This is a genomic window from Rubellimicrobium aerolatum, assembly GCF_017872975.1.
GTDB classification, from domain to species: Bacteria; Pseudomonadota; Alphaproteobacteria; order Rhodobacterales; family Rhodobacteraceae; genus Rubellimicrobium; species Rubellimicrobium aerolatum.
Map to the genome: position 1 here is coordinate 1 of NZ_JAGGJP010000028.1, position 19920 is coordinate 19920.

17 protein-coding genes are annotated in these 19920 nt (G+C 67.4%); 9 read left to right on the forward strand and 8 right to left on the reverse strand.

Features of this window, described 5'->3' with window-relative positions:
• Nucleotides 1-365: 365 nt before the first annotated feature.
• Nucleotides 366-1034 carry a helix-turn-helix domain-containing protein gene (locus tag J2Z33_RS17045; RefSeq protein WP_209843295.1) on the forward strand — a complete coding sequence of 223 codons (669 nt, stop codon included), beginning with the start codon at nucleotides 366-368 and terminating at the stop codon, nucleotides 1032-1034.
• 298 nt (nucleotides 1035-1332) lie between these two features.
• On the opposite strand, the gene J2Z33_RS17050 is transcribed toward J2Z33_RS17045, so the two are convergent.
• The 3 genes from J2Z33_RS17050 to J2Z33_RS17060 form a co-directional block, all read right to left on the reverse strand.
• Nucleotides 1333-1809: a hypothetical protein gene (locus J2Z33_RS17050; RefSeq protein WP_209843297.1), complete on the reverse strand. Its 477-nt coding sequence runs from the start codon at nucleotides 1807-1809 to the stop codon at nucleotides 1333-1335.
• Between the two features lie 100 nt (nucleotides 1810-1909).
• Nucleotides 1910-2452, reverse strand: coding sequence for a hypothetical protein (locus tag J2Z33_RS17055; protein WP_209843299.1), 543 nt, complete (start codon nucleotides 2450-2452; stop codon nucleotides 1910-1912).
• An 11-nt stretch (nucleotides 2453-2463) separates the two neighbouring features.
• Nucleotides 2464-2760, reverse strand: coding sequence for a mobilization protein (locus tag J2Z33_RS17060; RefSeq protein ID WP_245218952.1), 297 nt, complete (start codon nucleotides 2758-2760; stop codon nucleotides 2464-2466).
• Nucleotides 2761-3331: 571 nt separating this feature from the next.
• Between J2Z33_RS17060 and mobQ the strand changes: the two genes are divergently transcribed.
• The 4 genes from mobQ to J2Z33_RS17080 all read left to right on the forward strand — a co-directional run bounded on the left by mobQ (nucleotide 3332) and on the right by J2Z33_RS17080 (nucleotide 6673).
• Entirely contained in the window at nucleotides 3332-4720 is a 1389-nt protein-coding gene (mobQ, locus tag J2Z33_RS17065; RefSeq protein WP_209843300.1) for a MobQ family relaxase, read from the forward strand.
• Nucleotides 4721-4842: 122 nt separating this feature from the next.
• Complete coding sequence (locus J2Z33_RS17070) at nucleotides 4843-5205, forward strand: type II toxin-antitoxin system RelE/ParE family toxin (protein WP_209843302.1); 363 nt, start codon at nucleotides 4843-4845, stop codon at nucleotides 5203-5205.
• The gene (nadS, locus tag J2Z33_RS17075) at nucleotides 5202-5486 is read left to right on the forward strand and encodes a NadS family protein (RefSeq protein ID WP_209843304.1); all 285 of its coding nucleotides are present in this window, start codon (nucleotides 5202-5204) and stop codon (nucleotides 5484-5486) included. The genes J2Z33_RS17070 and nadS overlap by 4 nt, the downstream gene beginning before the upstream one ends.
• Before the next feature lie 158 nt (nucleotides 5487-5644).
• A complete protein-coding gene (locus J2Z33_RS17080) occupies nucleotides 5645-6673 on the forward strand; it encodes a HEPN domain-containing protein (RefSeq protein WP_209843306.1) in 1029 nt (342 codons plus the stop codon).
• A 62-nt stretch (nucleotides 6674-6735) separates the two neighbouring features.
• On the opposite strand, the gene J2Z33_RS17085 is transcribed toward J2Z33_RS17080, so the two are convergent.
• Nucleotides 6736-8640, reverse strand: coding sequence for a DUF7380 domain-containing protein (locus J2Z33_RS17085; protein ID WP_209843308.1), 1905 nt, complete (start codon nucleotides 8638-8640; stop codon nucleotides 6736-6738).
• A 908-nt stretch (nucleotides 8641-9548) separates the two neighbouring features.
• Between J2Z33_RS17085 and J2Z33_RS17090 the strand changes: the two genes are divergently transcribed.
• On the forward strand, nucleotides 9549-10127 hold the full coding sequence (locus J2Z33_RS17090) for a HupE/UreJ family protein (protein ID WP_209843310.1): 579 nt from the start codon (nucleotides 9549-9551) through the stop codon (nucleotides 10125-10127).
• A 28-nt stretch (nucleotides 10128-10155) separates the two neighbouring features.
• Here the strand turns inward: J2Z33_RS17090 and J2Z33_RS17095 are convergent, their stop codons facing one another.
• Nucleotides 10156-10488 (reverse strand): WGR domain-containing protein, encoded by a 333-nt coding sequence (locus J2Z33_RS17095; RefSeq protein ID WP_342454220.1) that lies wholly within the window; start codon nucleotides 10486-10488, stop codon nucleotides 10156-10158.
• Between the two features lie 20 nt (nucleotides 10489-10508).
• On the reverse strand, nucleotides 10509-11090 hold the full coding sequence (locus tag J2Z33_RS17100; RefSeq protein WP_209843312.1) for a recombinase family protein: 582 nt from the start codon (nucleotides 11088-11090) through the stop codon (nucleotides 10509-10511).
• 188 nt (nucleotides 11091-11278) lie between these two features.
• On the opposite strand from J2Z33_RS17100, the gene J2Z33_RS17105 reads away from it, so the two are divergent.
• Complete coding sequence (locus J2Z33_RS17105) at nucleotides 11279-11461, forward strand: type II toxin-antitoxin system ParD family antitoxin (protein WP_209843314.1); 183 nt, start codon at nucleotides 11279-11281, stop codon at nucleotides 11459-11461.
• Nucleotides 11454-14672: a hybrid sensor histidine kinase/response regulator gene (locus J2Z33_RS17110; protein ID WP_209843316.1), complete on the forward strand. Its 3219-nt coding sequence runs from the start codon at nucleotides 11454-11456 to the stop codon at nucleotides 14670-14672. The genes J2Z33_RS17105 and J2Z33_RS17110 overlap by 8 nt, the downstream gene beginning before the upstream one ends.
• 195 nt (nucleotides 14673-14867) lie before the next feature.
• Here the strand turns inward: J2Z33_RS17110 and J2Z33_RS17115 are convergent, their stop codons facing one another.
• Both J2Z33_RS17115 and J2Z33_RS17120 read right to left on the reverse strand, forming a co-directional pair.
• Nucleotides 14868-17285: a PAS domain-containing protein gene (locus J2Z33_RS17115; protein ID WP_209843317.1), complete on the reverse strand. Its 2418-nt coding sequence runs from the start codon at nucleotides 17283-17285 to the stop codon at nucleotides 14868-14870.
• Nucleotides 17282-18772 carry an ATPase domain-containing protein gene (locus tag J2Z33_RS17120; protein WP_209843319.1) on the reverse strand — a complete coding sequence of 497 codons (1491 nt, stop codon included), beginning with the start codon at nucleotides 18770-18772 and terminating at the stop codon, nucleotides 17282-17284. Before J2Z33_RS17120 ends, J2Z33_RS17115 begins: the two co-directional genes overlap by 4 nt.
• A 360-nt stretch (nucleotides 18773-19132) precedes the next feature.
• Between J2Z33_RS17120 and J2Z33_RS17125 the strand changes: the two genes are divergently transcribed.
• Nucleotides 19133-19546, forward strand: a complete 414-nt coding sequence (locus J2Z33_RS17125) for a hypothetical protein (RefSeq protein WP_209843321.1) — start codon at nucleotides 19133-19135, stop codon at nucleotides 19544-19546.
• Nucleotides 19547-19920 lie beyond the last annotated feature (374 nt).

Sequence of the window (19920 nt, forward strand, 5' to 3'; positions counted from 1 at the left end):
ACTCACGGAGCGGCGCGATCGAGCAACCCAGGGGAGCGCAAGCCCAGAAAATACGAAGACCCGCCGGGGGCGGGCCTCATATCCGGCGGAGACGCTCGGAAAGCTGTAAGATTGGCGTCCTCAGCTTCCCACGTCGCACCGCCCCATCGCAAGAGGTTTCTTGCCATGGCGGAGCCTTGCCCGCGCACAAGTTGGTGCTAGGGCCACGGCCCCTCCCATGGAGGCCCCGCCCCTGTCGGCTCCCCGCAGTCGGAGAGGGACAGACAGAGATGATGAGAGAGATCGGGGCCGTCCTGGAGGGCGGACCGGGAGGCCGCGCCGCAGGCGCCGGCCTAAGAGGGTTTGCGACTCGGGCGCGCCATCCGGTGCGGCGCGGCTCGCGCCTGGTGGGCACCTGCGAGGGCGCGTGGTGGCGGCGCACGGACCGCCAGGAGGTCAGGCGGGTGCTGCTGGCCGCCAAGCGCTACGAGCTGGCTGGGCGGCAGGCCGGACGGAGGAGAGGGCCCCTGGGCCATGTCGGGCTCGAGGTGCTGGAGCTCCTGGCCAACTTGGTGAGCTTTCGCTCGGGGCGGCTCGAGCCTGCGATCACCTACCTCATGGGTCGGCTGAAGCGCTCCAAGGACGCCGTGGTGCGGGCGCTGGCGGCTCTTCGCGAGCACGGCTTTCTGGACTGGCTGCGCCGGCATGAGAAGGTGGATCTGGTGGAAGGGCCGGGCCCGCGCGTGCGCCAGGTGAGCAACGCCTATCGGCTCTCGCTGCCGCCCCGGGCGGCGCGTCTGCTGAGGCATCTGCTGTCCGACCCGCCGCTGCCCGAGGACGTGGCGCAGGAGCGCGAGGACCGGGCCGCGTGGGTGCGGGAGCACAAGGCGGCCCTGCCCCTCTCCGAGCTGCCGCTGGTGGAGGTCCAGGACGACCGGCTGGCGCGGGTGCTGGGCGAGCTCGGCCGCGCCATGGAGGCGCGGTCGCGGGAGCAGGCGTCCCTTGGGAAAAAGCGCGAGTCCGTCCGGCAGGGAGAAACTCCAGCTAGAAGCTAAGTACAGGACCAGACAGATGCAGAGAAGCGGGTGAGCGCACCGCCGGAGGGTGCACCGCCCCCTCCCTGTTCCCAGAGCCGCCGTCGCGCGGGATTGAGTAGCCGGAGCCCTTGGCACCGCACGGGCGGCGCCATGCGCCGGGACCGCAGCCACGCGCAGCCGCAGGAGCGAAGTGACCAGGCGAGCATGGCGGGGACCCACCCCTTGCGGGGAGAAGGGCGGAGGCTATCCCCGCAGCCGAGACGGTGGATTCGGGAGCAGGGATCGACAGCCCCTGTTCTAGGTGGGCCCGAGCCCCTTAGGCCTCCACACCCCGGAGGCGCTGCCACCAGGAGCGTGAGCGCGGCGGCTTAGTTGAGGGCTGGAGCTGAGGAGCCGGCCCGGGTTCCAGGGCCGGAGTTGGCGACGGCTTCTCAGGATGGTGGGTCAGAAGCAGCGTGAGCCGGCGGCGCTCTTCGGCCTCGGCATCAAGGCGGGCGCGAAGATCAGTCACCGTGTCCTGTTCTCGGGATAGCATCTCGCGCAGCATCCTAACTTCAAGCTCTAACTCCCCTGTAACGTTAGACTTCAAAGGGGTTTCAGAGTCTAACTTGTCAGGGGTAACGTCACGGTTGGACGTTATGGCGGGGAACACACGGTGCAGTTCGGCTGGGTCGATAAGGTAGCCACCTGAGGCTGTCTTCTCTGCCGAGATCACTCCCTTCTTGATCGCTCGTGTAATAGTCGGGATGCTCTTTCCTGTCGCCTTGGCGGCGTTCCCTGCCGTGTATTTCATCCCCGTAACTGCCCCTTTCATGTCCTAACTTGTGGACTTCCAGTCAGGGTAACACGAGAGACCCCATCCGAAGAAGAGCGAGAGAGTGTCCTCTTGCCCGTCAGGGCCTCCGGAACAGGCAACAGTTGAGGTAGTCCCCCCATTCGCCGCCCAGGGCCCAGCAGCCCATGGGGTGCAGCGCGACCAAGCGGGGCAGGGCGACCGTAAGGAGGACCAAGAGGACGAGACCTCCCAGGGCGAGGACCGGCAGGCGCAAGCGCCACCAGCGGAGGCGCTCGTACTCCGCCATGAGGCGCTTAAGCAGCTCCATCTTGGTTTTGCCGGCGTCCTTCAGTTCGGTGCGGGCCAGCTCGACACCGCGCAGGAGGAGGGCGTTGGCCTCCCGGATAGTGTTCGTGGCAGGAGCCAAGCCCGTGCGGGTGGCCTCGCCTATGGCGTCCCCGAAGAGCTTGGGGTCGGTCTGGGCGCGGGCGGCGAAGGCCGCCTGACGCGCCTCGGCGGCGGTCTTGCTCAGCCTGTCGAGGGCCTCGGTCTGAGCGTCCACGCGGTCGGAGACGCTGGCCATGAGGGTGCCCAGGAGGTCGAGCGTCTCGCGCAGATCGGCATCGGGAGAGGCGGGCGGCGCGGAAGGATGCGAGGACATAGGCGGGCCTCTCAAAGTTCAGAGGAGGACAGAGCCGAAGCGGACGCGGGCTCCAGTGCGTCCCCCAGTGTCCACCCCACGAACGCCTTGCGGTCCTGCTCCCGGGGCAGGTTCCTCACGAGCCGGTCGAGCATGGCCGCAGCGGTCGCATCCCGGGCTGCCAAATCGACCAAAGCTCCGCCGAGGATCACCTTGCGCCGGGTGTCCATCTTCCGTGCGGCGGTGGCGGCCCGGTTCTTCAACGCGAGCAGCCTGGCCTTGGCCTGCGCGTACCTCTTCTCGGCTCGTTCGAGTTCTGTCTCTGCCATGAGGACACCCCCTCAGAAGCGCTAGCGTGGGCAACCAATCTCCCCTAGGTTGCATCCAAGATCAACCCGGGAGGCGAGATGCCTGGGCCCGCCGACCAGAGGGAGAAGGGCGCACCTTTGCAAACCCTGCGGGTTTGCGGCGCGGTCTCCCCGGGGCTCTGCCCCCGCCGACGGCGTCCCCCTGTCCACCGCGCTGCGGTGGATCGGGAGAGGCGTCCCACCCTCCCGAACCCTTCCCGGCCAACGTGCGCCGTTGGATCGCGCGCGCAGCCCGAGCCCCTCCCCGGGGCCGGCCTGCGGTTGGCGAGGCGGAGGCCTCGCCGCGGGTTGCACCCGCACCCGCCGCCGGGCTCGCGTGGCGCTCGCCCGGAGCGCCGCGGCGGCGCTGGCGCGCCTGCTCCCGCACCGCTCAAAGCCCTTGCCACCACCGGCCGCAGCCGGTCGGCGCTCCGGCCCGTGGACGGGGCGGAGCACCTCCTGGCGCGCGGCCTCTCAGCGACGCTCGGGCCGCTGGCCCACGGCCTCGCCCTCACCACGCGCGCCGCCTGGCGCAGGCGCGGGTGAGGCGGCCATGGCGAGCTACCACCTCGACGTGAAGTCGGTGCAGCGCAGCGCCGGCCGGTCTGCGACGGCCGCCATCGCCTACCGTACGGCCGAGCGCATCGAGTGCCAGCGCGAGGGCCGGGTGCACGACTACCGCGCCAAGGCAGGTGTGGAGGCCAGCTTCATCGTGGCGCCGGAGGACGCCCCCGTCTGGGCCCAGGACCGCCAAGCGCTCTGGAACGCAGCCGAGGCGCGCGAGACGCGGGTGAACAGCGTCACCGCGCGGGAGTGGGAGCTGGCGCTCCCGCACGAACTAGACGGGGCAGGGCGGCGCGAGCTGGCCCATGCCTTCGCCCGCGAGCTGGTGGCGCGCTACCGCGTGGCGGCCGATGTAGCGATCCACGCTCCGCACCGGGAGGGCGACCAGAGGAACTGGCACGCCCATGTGCTGACCACCACGCGCGAGCTGACGGCCGAGGGCCTGACCGACAAGACGCGCCAGCTCGACGCCAAGCAGACCCGCGGGGCCGAGGTTACCCACATGCGGGAGAGATGGGCCGAGATGCAGAACCGCGCCCTGGAGCGAGCCGGGCACGAGGAGCGCGTGGACCATCGCAGCCTCCAGGCGCAGCGCAAGGCGGCGCTGGAGCGAGGCGACGAACGCACGGCCGACAACCTGGACCGGGCGCCCGAGGTGAAGCTCGGGCCCGTGGTGAGCAGTATCGAGCGGCGGGAGGAGAGAGCGGCCGAGCGGGAGGGCCGCGAGTACGTGCCACTCACCGAGCGGGGCGCCCAGGTGCACGAGGCCCGAGCGGCAAGGAGCCTGCTGGCGGAGCTGGGGCGTGTGAGGGATGCGCTGCGGGAGCAGGTGCGCGAGCGGGCGCAGGCCGCGCGCGAGACCTACAGCCACGCGCGCGAGGAAGGTGCCGACCGCGTCAGCGCTGGCCTCGCCGCGCTCAGGGCCGCGGCGCAGCGGCAGGGGATCGGGCAGGAGCAGGGGCGCGGGCGCGAGGTGGAGAGGGAGAGTATCGAGGACCGGCTTGCGCGTCTTCGGGAGCGCGGCCCCGAGCGGGCGCACGGAGCGGGCGCGGGCTCCATCGAGGAGGGGCTCGCGCGCCTGCGGGAGCGAGGCACCGGCCAGGGCGAGGAGAGGACGGCGGAGGCGACCAGGGAGGCGGCGAGGCAGCTGGGGCCGGGGCACGGCCTGGAGGACACGCGCGAGCGGCTCCAGCGCATCCTGGAGCAGGAGAGCCAGCGCGCGCACGAAGGCATCCGCGAGCGGCTCAACGAGGCGCTGGGGCGAGCGAAGCCAGTGGAGCGGGAGCGGCCGGGGCACGGCGAGGCGCACGAGCGGGAAAAGGAGGCGCTGCGGCACGGGCAGCGCGCGCGCGGGCAGGGCCACGGGTGGGGGCTGTGAGGGAGGCCCGAGCCATCAGAAGCGCCGGTGGGTCGACTGAACGTGCGCTGCCAACTCATAAGAGCTACGGCAATGCCGCACAGTATCCTTGACGCACATACGGCATTGCCGTATCTACGCTCATGCACAGCGTCATCGAGACTCCGACCTACCTCGCCCAGGCCAAGCGCGCTGGCGTGAGCGAGGCCGAGCTGGAGGAGATCGCGCTGCTCATCGCCGGCGACCCAGAGGCCGGCGCCCTCATGGCTGGCACGGGAGGGGCGCGGAAGCTCCGCCACGCGGGCCGCGGTCACGGCAAGAGCGGCGGCTACCGAACAATCCACTACTTCGGGGGCAGGGACGTGCCGGTGTTCCTGCTCGCCATCTACGGCAAGGGCGAGAAGGGCAACCTGACGAAGGCGGAGCGCAACGAGCTGGCGGCCGTGCTGCCCCTCTTAGCGGCCGAGTATCGCCGCCCCACCAAGCAGAAAGGAGAGACGCTATGAGCTTCGGCAAGGACCTCGTGCAGAGCGCCCATGAGGCGCTGGCCATCGCGCGCGGCGAGATGGAGCCGGGCCGGGTGCGCACCTTCGAGGCCCCCGACGTGGCCGGCATCCGCAAGCGCCAGCGGCTCACCCAGGCGGCCTTCGCGGCGCGCTACGGCATTCCGGTGGCAACGCTGCGCGACTGGGAGCAGAAGCGGCGCACCCCTGACGGAGCCACCGCCGCCTTCCTGCGCGTGATCGAGCGGGAGCCCGAGGCCGTAGCGCGCGCGCTCAACGGCTGAGAGCCGGGCGTCGGCGGTCTTGCGTCTCGAGGGTGGCGGGCCAATCCTTACTTCTGCCGTATCCTCTGCTGTCGAGGACGGCCTACGGCGCTATCACGCCTTGATCCGTGGCTTCGTCGACCGAGAAGCCGCCTGTCTGGAAATCTACTGAGGCGGTGATGTCAGACTTTTCTTCCGGAGCTGACAATCCTGGAGAGGAACAGAAACGTCGCCTCTCGAAGGAGATGCATCCGTGGCTTGAGTTGTTCGATGAGGAGCTGGCGAGAACAGATGTCAAAATTCCTCAGCGCCCATTCCACGCCCTGATGATGCTATCGAAGGAAGGTATCATTGAGGTACGATCAGGAGACGATAAGTTAGATATAGATGATATAGAAAAGAATGCAGATGAGTTATGGTTTAGAATTATATATTCTGCTGTCGAATACTGGTACGTTGACCGATTTGGTGCGGCGGCGATGGAGGGTCATGGTAATCCCCCTCTTGAAGGCGTCATTTCCATACTGAATACGCCTTTCCTTCTTAGGCTGCCTGAGCATCGAGGTAAAATTGAAGTCGAAGGAGAAACCGCTTGGATGTTCTTCGAGGAGGGTATTGGGGAGGGGGAGCGGGTAGAGTCTTGGATTGTAGGTGGTCCGGACTTGAAGAAATTTGACCAATCGACAAAATCGACGCTCTTGTCACAAGCGGAGTATGTAGCGTCCACCCTTCGCTATACTGCGTTCAGAAGATCGGCCGCGAACACGAAGGACATAGAGGTCCATAAGATCATTGCAGCAACTCTCAACTACTTGCAGCAGGCGGCGCGGGGTTTAGTGTCTGGCGAACCTGCTAGACTTGGGCCTTCATGGTTTGATCTTCAGATGGCAAACGAGGGTGCGCTGAAAGCGGTAATCAGGTTGGCAACTGGTGAGCAACCAAAAATCCATGATTTGAAAAAACTTTCTAACCAGGCAGAGCAATATGGTGTGGTCCTTGACTCTGATAACTTGGTAGACTGGCCGCAGTTCTCTGAAATCAGCGACTGGCGCTATGGGCAAGGAGTTCCGCTAGGCCGAGATGTTCAGTATAAAGCTTATGAGGCGACGCTTCGCATTGTTCGAGCCTCGATGGAGAAGATCCCCACTAGTATTAAGCCGGGATTTGGTCTTCTGCTAAGGAGGCTTCCTTGGACTTATGATAAATGATAAAGATGTTCTAATCGTGCATCTGAAAACGTCATACTCGCGATTACTCATCAACTCCGTGACTATGGTTCTTCTTTGGGATGATTATCGGGTTGCGTGATCTCCTTCCAATGAGGAACAAGCGGCCAAATTACTAGCTTCCAGATCAGCCAGCAGGCGTAGTTGGCGTCCTCTCCATAAGGTGTCCCGTCCCCCAGCAGCGCATGGGCAACTCCATGCCGCAGGCTCGGTCCCATCTTTGACAGGAACACCCTACGGATGTCTTCCGTCAGCGCGCGTCCGAAGATGGCGTCCATCTCCTCCCGCAAGGCGTCATAGAGGGCGGTGATGGTTCGGTCCTCTTGGGTACCGGTGGCGTTGTCGAGGGTCGAGACGTCGTGTCCATGGTCCTTAAGGAGCTTCCTGACCAGACCCTCCACCATGGGAGTCAGGATGTAGAGGGCAGCTACCATGTCGCCTTCGAAATATCGAACGAAGCCGCGGGTCATTGTATGCAGCAGGCGTGGAGGGATGGCTGGGCTCCAGCGCAGAAGCTCGCGAAGGTCTGTCTCCGCAACATGGTGCTCCAACGCGATAGTCGCGCGAGCGACCTCGATCTGGCCCCGGACGGCGAACGCCCGCCGAATACTTTCGGATCGGGCAATCTGCGGCTCGAGACCCTCCTCGTCAGCATCGGGTCCAAGGCCAGCACCAGGCGCCTTAGCGACGGTCTTCCCGTCGGCATCCAGATAAGATTGCGAAAATAGGCTTGAAAGCGGGAACTCGGCCACGCTCTCGCGGGCCTCTTTAACAAGCGTCTCGGGATCGGGGGGGCCTGCTAAGATTGTGAAGCGCAGAAGTGCCGTCCTGAGGTCGAGGCCCGAAAAGTGATCTCGTGTTGCTTCGACTAACTCCCCAATGTCTGTCTCATGCGATATCGGAACTAACTGCTCGCGGATACCCTCCTGTAGGTCGACAAGTCGATGGCGAAGCTCCTTGCGTCGCTCCCTCGCCTCAGGGTGTCCATGATATGACGAGATGGCTGTCGTCATCCAATGCGAGGCGAGCATCGCTCCCCCTGTCATGGTGGCGAAGTGTTCCGCCAGTCGAACGTAGCTTTCCGCTTCCTGAGTTTGGCACGCACGAGTTTTTACTTCGTCCTTAGCCCTCCGATAGGCCAGCCCCGCCAAATGCCAGAGGTTGCCGACACGGTCGTCTTGAGAGTCATTGAGCCGCCCTTGAATGAACTGTTCGATCCCCGCACCAATTTTCTCGGGCGCCATGCTTCCATGGTCGAGGGCGAGTTCACCAAAACGCAGAACAGGCCAAGCTTCGTCCTGTGCGCACGCTTGGCGGAACAGGCCAGCAGCCAAAGCAATAAGTTGGTCGTGCTGATCTTTTGGGCGACCTAAGCCACGAGACACCCCAAACGCCATGGCCAGAAGGTCACGACCAGCAATGCTAAGAGTGCCCTGCTCCCCACGGGCGATCAGTTCGCCTGCGTTCAGCATCTCAATCACACGGATGTAGGCATCCAGGGCAGTGAGACCGACGTCCTTCCGCCTGCGCTCGAGGAACCATGCGAGGTGAGCGAGACGTGCCCTGACGACGGGGTGCGACGTTGCCTCCAGACAGGCCAAGATCACGTTGACAAGGGTGCCGCGGAAGTCATCCGGTGCGGCTGAGCGCGCTCCATTGCCCATCTGAAGCATCGGCCCGAAGGGAGGACGACCCTGCTCGGTGGACTCATGCATCCACATAATGGCGCGCAGCATCTCGAGCGCCGGTCCGTGTGCTTCTAACTTGGCAGGGTCTTCGAGCGCGGCACTGAACAACTGGGCATAGGCATCGGCGTCGGCCGAGGTTTCGGCTCTAACAAGATTATTAATGTCGAGGCCGTCGAGATGCTTGAGCTCGGCCATCTGCCACTTGGCAAGTTGGGCGGCTTTCACCACCTCAGTGTCTTGTTGACCAGTATCCTCGTTCATGACGCAACCTTAGAGTTTATTGGACTAGAAGGCGGCCTTTGCTATCGACTAGCGGGAGGTGCGCCACCCTAACTTAGGGGTTCTAGCGATATAAGTGGCTTTCGGGTGTCGCCATCAATGAGGTGCGCCATTCGTAGTTGAGCGCAGTTTCAAGCCTTGTGCTCTGCCCGGCCGGGGCTGGGTTTGCGGGAAGGCTTGCTCCCACCTCCGCGTCGGAGCCGCCTAAGAGCAGCCGACTCTGGGCAAGGTCGCAAACACCTTCCTTCGAGCGTAGCCAAGGCGGGTGCTGTCTCGCACTGTCCTGCTTCCGTAGCCGAAGTTTTGACAGAGGTGCGCACGGCGGGAGACGCCCGCCCTCTATTAAAGGCCCGGCCTTTCGAGCTTTGACGCACCTGCCAGATAAGGATCGCCGCGCCCAACCCAATCATGAGGAACGCCGCCAGCGCCAGCACAAGCCACGGTGGTGCACCTACGAGGGCGAACCCAGCCGCTATCTTGTCTCGGCCTATTTCCATGGAAACCCCCACATCCATCACGGCAGCCTTCCTGCTAATCCCGAAGACAGGATCGCAGACAGCAAGGCAGGCGTGCGGCGGGAGATGGGGGTCAGCGAGGTGCATGGCAGGCGTCCCGAACCCGACAAGGCGGGTAGTTGATCGGGCGCTTCCTGCGCGGCTTCACATTACATAGAGATCTGCGAAGGCGAGAACAAGGTCAGCGGTTGCCACCTGTTGTGCGCCAATCGTGACTTCCGATCGGCTCGCCAGACCAAGCTGCATCAGGAGCTTGCCTTGTGCTCATCTTGGGTGCGGAACCGTCGCCCGCGTCGGCTCTGGCCCGGAGCTGTGGCTTCGCCTAGGCTCGCTCGACCCGAATAAGGCTGCCCCGTTCCCGATCCGAGAGGCCCCATGAGACGCACCCTTTCCCTCGCCCTCGCCCTGGGGCTCGCCGCCACGCCCGCGCTCGCGCACCTCGACCCCGGCGAGCACGGCTCGTTCCTGGCCGGCCTCTCGCACCCGCTCGTCGGGCTCGACCACGTGCTCGCGATGGTGGGCGTGGGCCTTTGGGGCGCGGTGCTGGGCGGGCGCGCCCGCTGGGCGCTGCCCACCTCCTTCGTGGGCGCCATGGTCGTGGGCTTCGCCCTGGCGCTTGGAGGCCTGGACCTGCCCTTCGTCGAGCCCATGGTGCTGGCCTCGGTGCTGCTCCTCGGCCTCGCGGTGGCGCTCCTGGTGCGGATGCCCTTGGGCGCGGCCGGGACGCTCGTGGGCCTGTTCGGCCTGTTCCACGGCCACGCGCACGGGGGCGAGCTGGGCGCGGCCGGCGCGCTGAGCTTCGGCCTGGGCTTCGTCGTCGCCACGGCGGTGCTGCACGCCGCGGGCCTGTTCATCGCCTGGGGCTACTCCAAGGGGATGCGGCACGCGCGCCTTGTGCGCGGGATGGGCTGGGCCACGGCTCTGGGCGGGCTCTGGATCGTCGCTGGGCTCTGACGCGAGGACCTGGGGCAGGCGCGCCCGGCTACCGGTAGCCGCGCCGGCGCTTGCGCCCGGCCATGCGCTCCAGCTCGGCCGCGGCGGCCTCGAGGCTCGCGTGCCAGTCGGTCCGCCGCTGCCCCTGGGCGCCGATCCGGCCCCACTGGCGCGCCACGCCCGCCTCGCCAAAGAGGCTGGTGACAAGCGCCAGGCTGTAGAAGCGGCGCATGTTGCAGGCCGGGTCCACGCGGGTGAGAAGAAGAGGAGCGGGACCGGCCGGATCGGGACGAGGCATTGGCGCCGGCAGGATGGGAGCGGGCCCGGGCGGCTGGGCCGCGAGCCAGTCCAAGAGGTCGAGCTGCTCGGGCTCGCGGCTCACGCCACCCTTTCCAGCCTCGCTCACAGCCGCCCGATGGTGGCGTGGTGGACGTTGTAGCTCCGGGCGATGCTCACCAGCGTCTCGCCCTTCTCGCGCCTCTCCCGCGCCTCTTGCCTCTGGTGCGGCGTGAGCTTGTGTGGCCGGCCCATCTTCTTGCCGTCCGCTTTGGCGCGGGCACGCCCTTCCGAGGTCCTCGCGCGGATCAGCTCGCGCTCGAACTCCGCCAGGCCCCCCAGCACCGTGAGCATAAGCCGGCCGTGCGGCGTCGTGGTGTCGGCCCAGGGGTCGGAGAGGGAGCGAAAGGCGGCACCCTTGTCGGCGATGGTGCCCAGAACGTTGAGGAGATCCCGCGTCGAGCGCGCCAAACGGTCCAGGCGCGTCACCAGCACCACGTCGCCGGGGGAGAGCGCCTCGAGGAGCTTCGCGAGCTGCGGCCGTTCGCGTGCGGCCCCGCTCACCTTCTCGCGGAACACGCCCCCACCCGTCCGGCCACCCTCGCCGGCCACGCCCTTGCTCGCACCGGCGGCCTCGAGCTGCGCCACCTGCGCCTCGAGGGTCTGCCCGTCCGTGGACACCCTGGCATAGCCGAAGACGAGGGACATGGGACAGGGCCTCCGCTGGCGCGAGTTTCGCGCGTGACTTCTGCGAAGTCTAAGCTCCTGAAACCATTAAGGCCAGCGCTCTTCGCATAAATCACGATCGGCGCACATCACCATCCATCGTCTTGTTCATCTCCAGGGACGCGGTGCGATGTTCGTGACACCCATCCCTTTCACGCTATATTCCTCTGATGGCAGCCAAGCACCACCGTCACGTCGCTCTGACCGAGCCCCTGTCGCGGTTTCTGGATCAGCAGGTAGCCGAGGGGCGCTACGCCTCCGCAAGCGAGGTCATGCGCGCAGCTTTGCGTCTCCTGGAGCGCCAGGAGGCTGGAGCCCAGCCCGCCAAGCACGATCGCGACGCCGATGCATGACGTCGCCCGATCCTCCGCTCAGAGCCCCGCGTTCCTGACAGGCGGCGGCGAGGTAGGCGCGCTCATGCGGGCGCACGACTGGTCCTCTACACCGCTGGGCCCGCTCGAGACTTGGCCGCAGTCCCTGCGCTCGACGCTTTCGACCTGTCTCAACTCTCAGGCCGTCAGCGCGATCTACTGGGGCCCGGAGTTCCGCCTTCTCTACAACGATGCCTATCGGCCGTTCCTCGACAGCCGGCACCCCTGGGCGCTTGGCCGTCCCATGGCTGAGATCTGGCCCACGATGTGGCAGGCGCTCACGGCCTCGGCGGGGCAGGTCTACGAGACGGGCCATGGCATCGTGGCCGAGAACCAGCTTCTCCTGATGGAGCGCGACGGTGGCCTGGTCGAGTCCTTCTGGTTCTACAGCTTTGCCCCCATCCGGGGCGAGACGGGCCAGGTCGACGGCATCTTCCTGACCGCTCTGGACACCACCGGGCGCGTCCTCGCCGAACGATATAACGCGTCCGAGCGCGAGCGCCTGGCGCGCATGTTCGAGCAGGCGCCGGGGTTCATGGCCATGCTGGACGGCCCCGAGCACCGCTTCGCGCTGGTCAACCCAGCCTACCTGCAGCTTGTCGGTCACCGCGACGTGCTCGGCCGGACCGTGGCTGAAGCCCTGCCCGAGGTAGTCGAGCAAGGCTTCATCGGTCTTCTCGACCGCGTCTACCGGACTGGCGAGCCCTTCATCGGGCAGGCCCTGCCCATCCTGCTGCAGCGCGAGCCGGCCGGCCCGACCGAGGGACGCTTCGTCGACTTCGTGTATCAGCCCGTCTCGGATGCCCAAGGCCGCGTGACCGGCATCTTCGTGGAAGGCGCGGACGCCACCGAGCGCACGCGGGCCGAGACGGCGCTCGCCGACCGCGAGCAGGAACTGCGGACCCTGACCGACGCCCTGCCGGTGCTGGTGTCCTACATCGACGCCGAGCGGCGCTACCGCTTCAACAACAAGATCTACGAGACGTGGTTTCCCCGGAAGCGCGAGGAGATCGTCGGGAAGCTGGTGCGCGAGGTCGTGGGCGAGGCGGCCTACGCCAAGGTCGCTCACCATATGGATGCGGCCCTCCGGGGCGAGCGGGTCACCTTTGACCAATTCATGCCTTACGCCGACACGGCGGGCCGCCACATAGAGGTCGAATACATCCCCCGCGCAGCTCCGGACGGAAGCATCGAGGGCTTCTACACCTTGGTGCAGGATGTGACGGCCCGGAAAACAGCCGAAGAGGCGCTGCGCAAGAGCGAGGCAGAACTGCGCGCCCTCAATGCCGATCTCGAGCGGCAGGTCGTTGACCGAATGCGCGAGCGTGCCGTGACCTGGGAGGTCAGCCCCGACCTCATGGGTGCCCTCGACCCGCAGGGCTACTTCAGGACGTCAAACCCTGCCTGGTTCAGCCTGCTGGGCTGGACGCCTGAGGAGGTGGCGAGCCAGTCCATTTGGGAGCTGCTGCATCCCGACGATCTGGAGCGCACACGCGGCGGCTTTGAGCTCACCCAGATCGGGCAGCCGGCGATCCGCTTCCCGAACCGCTACCGGCACAAGGATGGCTCCTACCGCTGGATCTCCTGGGTAGGGATACCAGTGGACGGGATGGTCTACTGCACGGGGCGCGACATCACGGTCGAACGGGAGCAAGAGGCCGAGCTGGCCCGGCGCACCGCTGAGCGCGACAGGCTCTGGAGCACCACGCAGGACCTCCAGGTCGTCATCGATGGGGCGGGTGTCTTCCAGGACGTGAACCCCGCCTTCACCCATGTCTTGGGCTGGACGCCGCAGGAGGTGATCGGCCGGACCGTGTTCGACTTCGTCCTGCCTAAGGACGACGAGCTGACCCAGGCGGCGCTCGAGCACGCCCAGCAGGACACGCTGCCCGCGGTGGAGAACCGCTACCGTCACAAGGACGGAGGCTTTCGCTGGATCTCCTGGGTGGCCGCGCCCGAGGGCGAATTCATCTATGCCAGCGGCCGGCACATCACAGAGCAGAAGGAGCAGGCCGCGGCCCTCGCTCAGGCCGAGGAGGCGCTGCGGCAGTCCCAGAAGATGGAGGCTGTAGGCCAGCTGACCGGCGGGCTCGCGCACGACTTCAACAACCTGCTGGCGGGCATTTCCGGCAGCTTGGAGCTGATGGACAGCCGCATCGCGCAAGGACGGCACGCCGACGTGGACCGCTACATGGCGGCCGCTCAAGGCGCGGCGAGGCGCGCGGCGGCCCTGACCCATCGCCTGCTGGCCTTCTCGCGCCGCCAGACGCTCGCGCCCAAGGTCACGGAGGTGAACGCGCTCGTCTCGGGGATGGAGGACCTGATCCGCCGCACCGTGGGGCCGCAGGTGAGCGTGGAGAGCGTCACGGGCGCGGGCGTGTGGCCGGTCGAGATCGACCCCAACCAGCTTGAGAACGCGCTCCTCAACCTCGCCATCAACGCCCGCGACGCCATGCCGGACGGCGGCCGGGTCACCATCGAGACGGCGAACCGATGGATGGACGCGCGCACGGCGCGCGAGCAGGAGCTGAGCCCGGGGCAGTATGTCTCGCTTTCGGTGAGCGACACCGGCACCGGCATGGCCCCGGAGGTCGCGGCCCGCGCCTTTGATCCGTTCTTCACCACCAAGCCCCTGGGCGTGGGCACGGGGCTGGGGCTCTCCATGGTCTACGGCTTTGCGCGCCAGTCGGGCGGGCAGGTGCGCATCTACTCGGAGGTGGGACAGGGCACGACGGTGTGCCTCTACCTGCCAAGGCATCTCGGCAGGGCCGATGAAGCCGAGGTCGATGAGACCCAGGCCACGGCCGCCCCAGCCGTCCAGGCGGGCCAGATGGTCCTGGTGATCGATGACGAGCCTGTGGTGCGTATGCTGGTGGTCGATGTGCTTGAGGAGCTGGGCTATGCGGCGCAGGAGGCCAGCGACGGGGCCGAGGGGCTGAAGGTGCTCCAATCTAAGGCGCGCGTGGATCTGCTGATCACCGACGTGGGCCTGCCGGGTGGCCTCAACGGCCGACAGGTGGCCGATGCCGCGCGCGCTCTGCGCCCTGAGCTCAAGGTCCTCTTCATCACCGGCTATGCCGAGAACGCGGTCCTCAACAACGGCCACCTCGAGCCGGGCATGCAGGTGGTCACCAAGCCTTTTGCGGTGGAAGACCTGGCACGCAGGATCAGAGACATCCTGTCGCAAAGTTGAGCAGTCAGAGATGATGACGTGGTCATCGTGCTCATCATGCGCTGTGCTTATTTCACGGACACTGTGCTGAAAAGACCCTAGCCAAAACCGGCCAAGGTCCTGGGGGAACGTGAGCTGCTGAAAGCGTCGACCAACGCCCATAAATAGCCCGCCGACGATGATCGGTCCTGCCAGGTCAGGACCGCCCTGCCGGCCTCACTGCTTCGACAGGATGGCCCGCACCCGCCGGCCGATCTCCTGGACGCCGAAAGGCTTGGTCATGACCTCCATGCCGGGGTCGAGGTGGCCGTGGCTCAGCACGGCCGTCTCGGCGTAGCCGGTGACGAACAGCACGGGCAGGCCGGGGCGCAAGGTGCGTGCGGCGTCGGCCACCTGCCGCCCGTTCAGGCCACCCGGCAGGCCCACGTCGGTGACGAGAAGATCGATGCGGGCCGGCGAGCGCAGCACCGCAAGACCCTCCGGCCCATTCGCCGCCTCCAAGGTGGCAAAGCCCAGGTCGGTGAGCGCGTCCACCACCAGCATCCGCACCAGCGCCTCGTCATCGATCACAAGCACGGTCTCCCCGTGGGCTGCGGGAACAGCTTCGCCGGGCGCGTCCAGGGGGGCGACCTCGTGGCCCTCGGCCCCGCCCGTGTGACGCGGCAGGTAGAGGCTCACCGTCGTACCCTGTCCCACCGCTGAGTGGATGCGCACCTGCCCGCCCGACTGGCGGGCAAAACCGTAGACCATGGAAAGGCCTAGGCCCGTGCCGACGCCCAGGGGCTTTGTCGTGAAGAACGGGTCAAAGGCCCGGGCCGCGACCTCGGGCGGCATGCCAGTGCCGGTGTCGGTGACGCTGAGCGACACGTAGTGGCCCGGGGCGATGTCGCGTTCTCTGGCCGCGCGCTTGTCGAGGGCGCGGTTCGCCGTCTCGATCGTGATGCGCCCGCCGTCCGGCATGGCGTCGCGGGCGTTGATGACGAGGTTGAGGAGCGCGTTCTCGAGCTGGTTGGGATCGACCTCGACGGCCCACACGTCGGGCCCGCGCGCAACCTCCATCTCGATCCCGGGGCCCACCGTGCGGCGCAGGAGCTCCTCCATGCCCGCCACCAGCGCGTCGACGTCCGTGGCCCGGGGCGCGAGCGTCTGGCGGCGCGAGAACGCGAGGAGGCGGTGCGTGAGGGCGGCGGCCCGCCGGGCCGCCTCCTGGGCCGCCACGAGATAGCGGTCCACGTCCGCCATGCGGCCCTGACGGGTGCGCGTGCCGATCATCTCCAGGCTGCCCTGGATGCCGGCCAGCAGGTTGTTGAAGTCGTGCGCGAGACCCCCGGTGAGCTGGCCCACGGCCTCCATCTTCTGGGACTGGCGGAGCTGCTCCTCCAGGGCGCGCAGCTCGGCCGTGGCGCGGAGCCGGTCACTCACGTCGCGCGCGTGGTGGAAGGCGCCGACGATCCGGCCCGCCTCGTCGCGCACCGGCGCGAAGTCCAGCTCCCAGTGGGGCACCGTCATGTCCGGGTCGCCGAAATCGGCCTCGACCGTGAACGTCTCGCCTCCGAGCGCGCGCTCGATGAAGGCCTGCAGCACCGCAGCCTGCTCGGGCGGGAAGAGGTCGGGCAGCACCTCGCCCAAGGCTGCTGGGCGGCCCATAACACGCAGGAAGTCGTCGGCATGCGCTGTGTTGAAGGTCGTGACCCGCATGTCCGCGTCATAGGCACAGATCGGGAAGCGGTCGGACTCCACCACGTTGCGGTAGAGCACAAGCTCGGCCGTGCGCTCGGCCAGCGCCTCCGCCTGGCCCTTCTCGGCCGTGACCTCGCGCGCGGTGCAGTAGACCTTGCCGTCGTCGGGCACCGCAATCCACGACAGCCAGCGCCAGCCGCCGTCCTTGTGGCGGTAGCGGTTCTCGAAGCGGAGCGCGGGCTCGCCGCGCTCGACGGCGGCCGTCCAGGCCGCCCGCGTCTTGGACAGGTCGTCGGGATGTATGAAGTCGAAGAACACGCGGCTCGCCACCTCGGGCTCCGACCAGCCCAGCACAGCCTGCCACGCCGGGTTCGACTGTTCGAAGATGCCCTCCGCGTTCAGCACGCCCATGATCTCGGGGCTGAGGGCCCAGGTGCGCCCGCGGGCGAGCGCGCGCTCGGTCACCTGCCGCTCCAGGTCGGCGTTGAGCGCGCGCAAGGCGGCCTCGCCGTCGCGCAGCGCCTCCAGGCGCGCCCGCGCCTCGTACTGCCGGCGGCGCCCCCGCAGCGCCGACCGCGCGAGGCTCACGAGGGTCGTGGGATGGAACGGCCGCTCCAGGAACGTGACGTTGCCCAGCACCTCCAGGAAGCGCCGCGCGGCGGGATTGCGCTCCACCCCGCCGCCCTGGCTGGTGAGCAGGATGAAGGGCAGGTCCGACCATTCCGGCTGGTCGGCGAGCCAGTCCGACAGCGGCGCGAGGTCGGCGGTGACGAGCGTCTCCTCGGTGACGAGGACGAAGCCGGTGCCCTTGTCCATCTCGCGCAGGAGGTCCGGAAGCGTCGCGCAGGCGTCGGCGGCGATGCCGGCCTCGCGCAGGATCATGGAAGCGATCGTCGCGTCCCGCCCCCGAGGGGCGAGGACGAGGGCCCGCTCCGAGACAGTGGTGCGCTTCAAGCCTCGTCGTCCCGCAGGAGCCCGCCGCCGTCGCCCACGAGCGTCGGCACGCCGCGCAGCACGCCCTGGAACTCCGCCAGGGGCTCGCCCACGGTGATGCCGCGCCCGCCGATGCGGAACTCGCGGATGGTGTCCTCGTGGGCGCCGGTGCGCTTCTTGACCACGGAGATGGCGCGCCGCACGCGGCCCAGCGCCTCGAAGTAGCGCAGCAGGATCACCGTGTCGGCGAGGTAGGTCACGTCCACGGGGCTTCGCATGTCGCCCACCAGGCCGTGCTGGGCCACGGTGAGGAAGCTGGTGGCGCCCTGGCGGTTGAGGAACTGGAGGAGCTCGTGCATGTGCAGCACCAAGGCGTGCTCGCCCGGCATGGCGGCCTCGTAGCCGTTGAGGCTGTCGATCACGACGGTGCGTGCGTCGCCCTCCACAACCGCCCGCCGGACCCGTTCGGCGAACTCGCCGGGGGTGAGCTCGGCGGCGTCTACCTGCTCCACGAAGAGCCGCCCGGCATCGACCATGGCCTGGAGGTCGACGCCGAGGCCGCGGGCACGGTTGAACAGGAGGCCCATCTCCTCGTCGAAGATGAACATGGCGGCGTTCTCGCCCCGCGCGATGGCGCCCTGCACGAAGGTCAGCGCGAGGAGCGACTTGCCGGTGCCGGCGGGCCCGAGGATCAGGGTGCTCGACCCGCTCTCGATGCCGCCGCCGAGCAGGGCGTCGAGCGCGGGCACCTCGCTTTTCAGCACATCGCGCGCGAAGCCGGTGCGGTGCTCGGCCGACACCAGGCGGGGGAACACGCGCACGCCGCCCTCCTGGATGGCGATGTCGTGGAAGCCGCCCCGAAAGCGGCGGCCGCGGTACTTGAGCACCCGGAGCCGGCGCCGCTCGGCGCCGTATTCGGGGGCCATCTCCTCCAGGCGGACCACGCCGTGGGCGATGGAATGGACGGTGCGGTCGCCGGCCTCGGCGGTGAGGTCGTCGAGCAGCAGCACCGTGGTGCCTTGGCGCACGAAGTAGTGCTTGAGGCTGAGGAGCTGGCGGCGGTAGCGCAGGCTGCTTTGCGCAAGGAGGCGGATCTCCGACAGGCTGTCGAGCACGACCCGGTGGGGCTTGAGCCGCTCGAAGGCCTCGAAGATGCGGCGCGTCGTCTCGCCGAGCTCCAAGTCGGAGGAGTAGAGGAGGCTCTGGCTCTGCTCCTCGTCGAGGAGGTTCTCGGGGGGCACGAGCTCGAAGACGTCCACGCCGGCGAGGTCCCAGCCGTGCGAGAGGCCGCCGGCGCGCAGCTCCTCCTCGGTCTCCGAGAGGGTGATGTAGAGCACGCGCTCGCCCGCGCTCGCGCCGGCGATGAGGAACTGCATGGCGATCGTGGTCTTGCCCGTGCCCGGGCTGCCTTCGAGGAGGAACACGCGGTGCCGCTCCAGGCCGCCGCCCAGCACGTCGTCGAGGCCGGCGATGCCGGTCTGGGCCTGCACGCTTTCCTGTTCGACCAAGATGGTTCCTCTCCGGCTCGTGGTTTGTGCGGCATCGGCCTTGTGCACAGGTAGCAAAGGCGAGTTGGGTTGTGGAGGCGCTTGTTCGCCTGGCTTCGCAGCCCCCATGGCCGGAAGACTACGCGGGCTGTCGGGCTTGCTCGAAGTTGCCCACGCCGACAGGAACACGACAAGTCACAGGCAAGTCGAAGCGGTGTGCAAAATTCTTAAATAAAGCGAAGGCGACCTGCGCATTAGCATGCAAGGCGTCCGCTAGGACACTGGCCGCCAGACTGCCTCTGCCGATAGGCAGTGCGATGGCCGGGGCCGAGCCTCCCCTGTATGACGGCAGGGATGCCAAACTTGATCACGGGCCGGGCCATGCGCTTCTATCGCGAACATCGAGGCTTTGAGGTGCATCTGGGCGAGGCCCCACGGACCTCGGACGCCGGCGGCGTGACCTGGTTGGTTCGAGGCTATGGCAAGGACCGGGCGAACGGGGTGGCTCCGTCACGTCAAGAGGCATTCACGGCCGCCAGCGCGGCGATCGACCGGATCGAGGACGACCCTTATCGCTTCCCTGTCAACCTCGTCGGCTACCCAAGGGAGCTCGAGGGCGATGTCGTTACCCGGGACGGGGAAGTGCTCGGGCGCTGGCGCATGAGCGACGATGAGGCCCTGGAGATGGTCGAGTTCATCCCGGAGGGAGCCGACGATGTCCTGTTCAGGGGCCACGTCATCGGCGTCCTCTGCGCCACCATTCAGGATTGGCATGAGGGGCAGGAGCCTCAGTAGGGCGCTGCCGGTCTCGCAAGGCATCCGTTGAGGACATGCAGGGAAGGAGCGCTCGCCGCTGGGCAGTCCCTTCCGATGCCAAGGGCCTCGGAAGGGACAGGCAGGAGCGTGGGCCGCTGCGGTCCCGTCAAGCCTTGTCCTCTGCGCCCTGCGGCCGCCTGCGGGAAGCCTTGACCGGCCCTCCGCGTCGGCGGCCGAAGCCCGTGTCCTAGTCCTCACAACCTGAAAGACGTTGCCTGCCTGTCCCCGCTCCGGCACTGTGGCCGGAAGGCCGCCCGGACTCACGGAGCGGCGCGATCGAGCAACCCAGGGGAGCGCAAGCCCAGAAAATACGAAGACCCGCCGGGGGCGGGCCTCATATCCGGCGGAGACGC

Excerpts from the sequence above, each read along its gene's own strand:
- nadS (WP_209843304.1), top strand. The coding sequence starts at position 5,202 with ATGAGCTTCGGCAAGGACCTCGTGCAGAGCGCCCATGAGGCGCTGGCC.
- J2Z33_RS17055 (WP_209843299.1), bottom strand. The coding sequence starts at position 2,452 with ATGTCCTCGCATCCTTCCGCGCCGCCCGCCTCTCCCGATGCCGATCTG.
- J2Z33_RS17090 (WP_209843310.1), top strand. The coding sequence starts at position 9,549 with ATGAGACGCACCCTTTCCCTCGCCCTCGCCCTGGGGCTCGCCGCCACG.
- J2Z33_RS17080 (WP_209843306.1), top strand. The coding sequence starts at position 5,645 with ATGTCAGACTTTTCTTCCGGAGCTGACAATCCTGGAGAGGAACAGAAA.
- J2Z33_RS17085 (WP_209843308.1), bottom strand. The coding sequence starts at position 8,640 with ATGAACGAGGATACTGGTCAACAAGACACTGAGGTGGTGAAAGCCGCC.
- J2Z33_RS17105 (WP_209843314.1), top strand. The coding sequence starts at position 11,279 with ATGGCAGCCAAGCACCACCGTCACGTCGCTCTGACCGAGCCCCTGTCG.
- J2Z33_RS17060 (WP_245218952.1), bottom strand. The coding sequence starts at position 2,760 with ATGGCAGAGACAGAACTCGAACGAGCCGAGAAGAGGTACGCGCAGGCC.
- J2Z33_RS17070 (WP_209843302.1), top strand. The coding sequence starts at position 4,843 with ATGCACAGCGTCATCGAGACTCCGACCTACCTCGCCCAGGCCAAGCGC.
- J2Z33_RS17100 (WP_209843312.1), bottom strand. The coding sequence starts at position 11,090 with ATGTCCCTCGTCTTCGGCTATGCCAGGGTGTCCACGGACGGGCAGACC.
- J2Z33_RS17125 (WP_209843321.1), top strand. The coding sequence starts at position 19,133 with ATGCGCTTCTATCGCGAACATCGAGGCTTTGAGGTGCATCTGGGCGAG.
- mobQ (WP_209843300.1), top strand. The coding sequence starts at position 3,332 with ATGGCGAGCTACCACCTCGACGTGAAGTCGGTGCAGCGCAGCGCCGGC.
- J2Z33_RS17110 (WP_209843316.1), top strand. The coding sequence starts at position 11,454 with ATGCATGACGTCGCCCGATCCTCCGCTCAGAGCCCCGCGTTCCTGACA.
- J2Z33_RS17050 (WP_209843297.1), bottom strand. The coding sequence starts at position 1,809 with ATGAAATACACGGCAGGGAACGCCGCCAAGGCGACAGGAAAGAGCATC.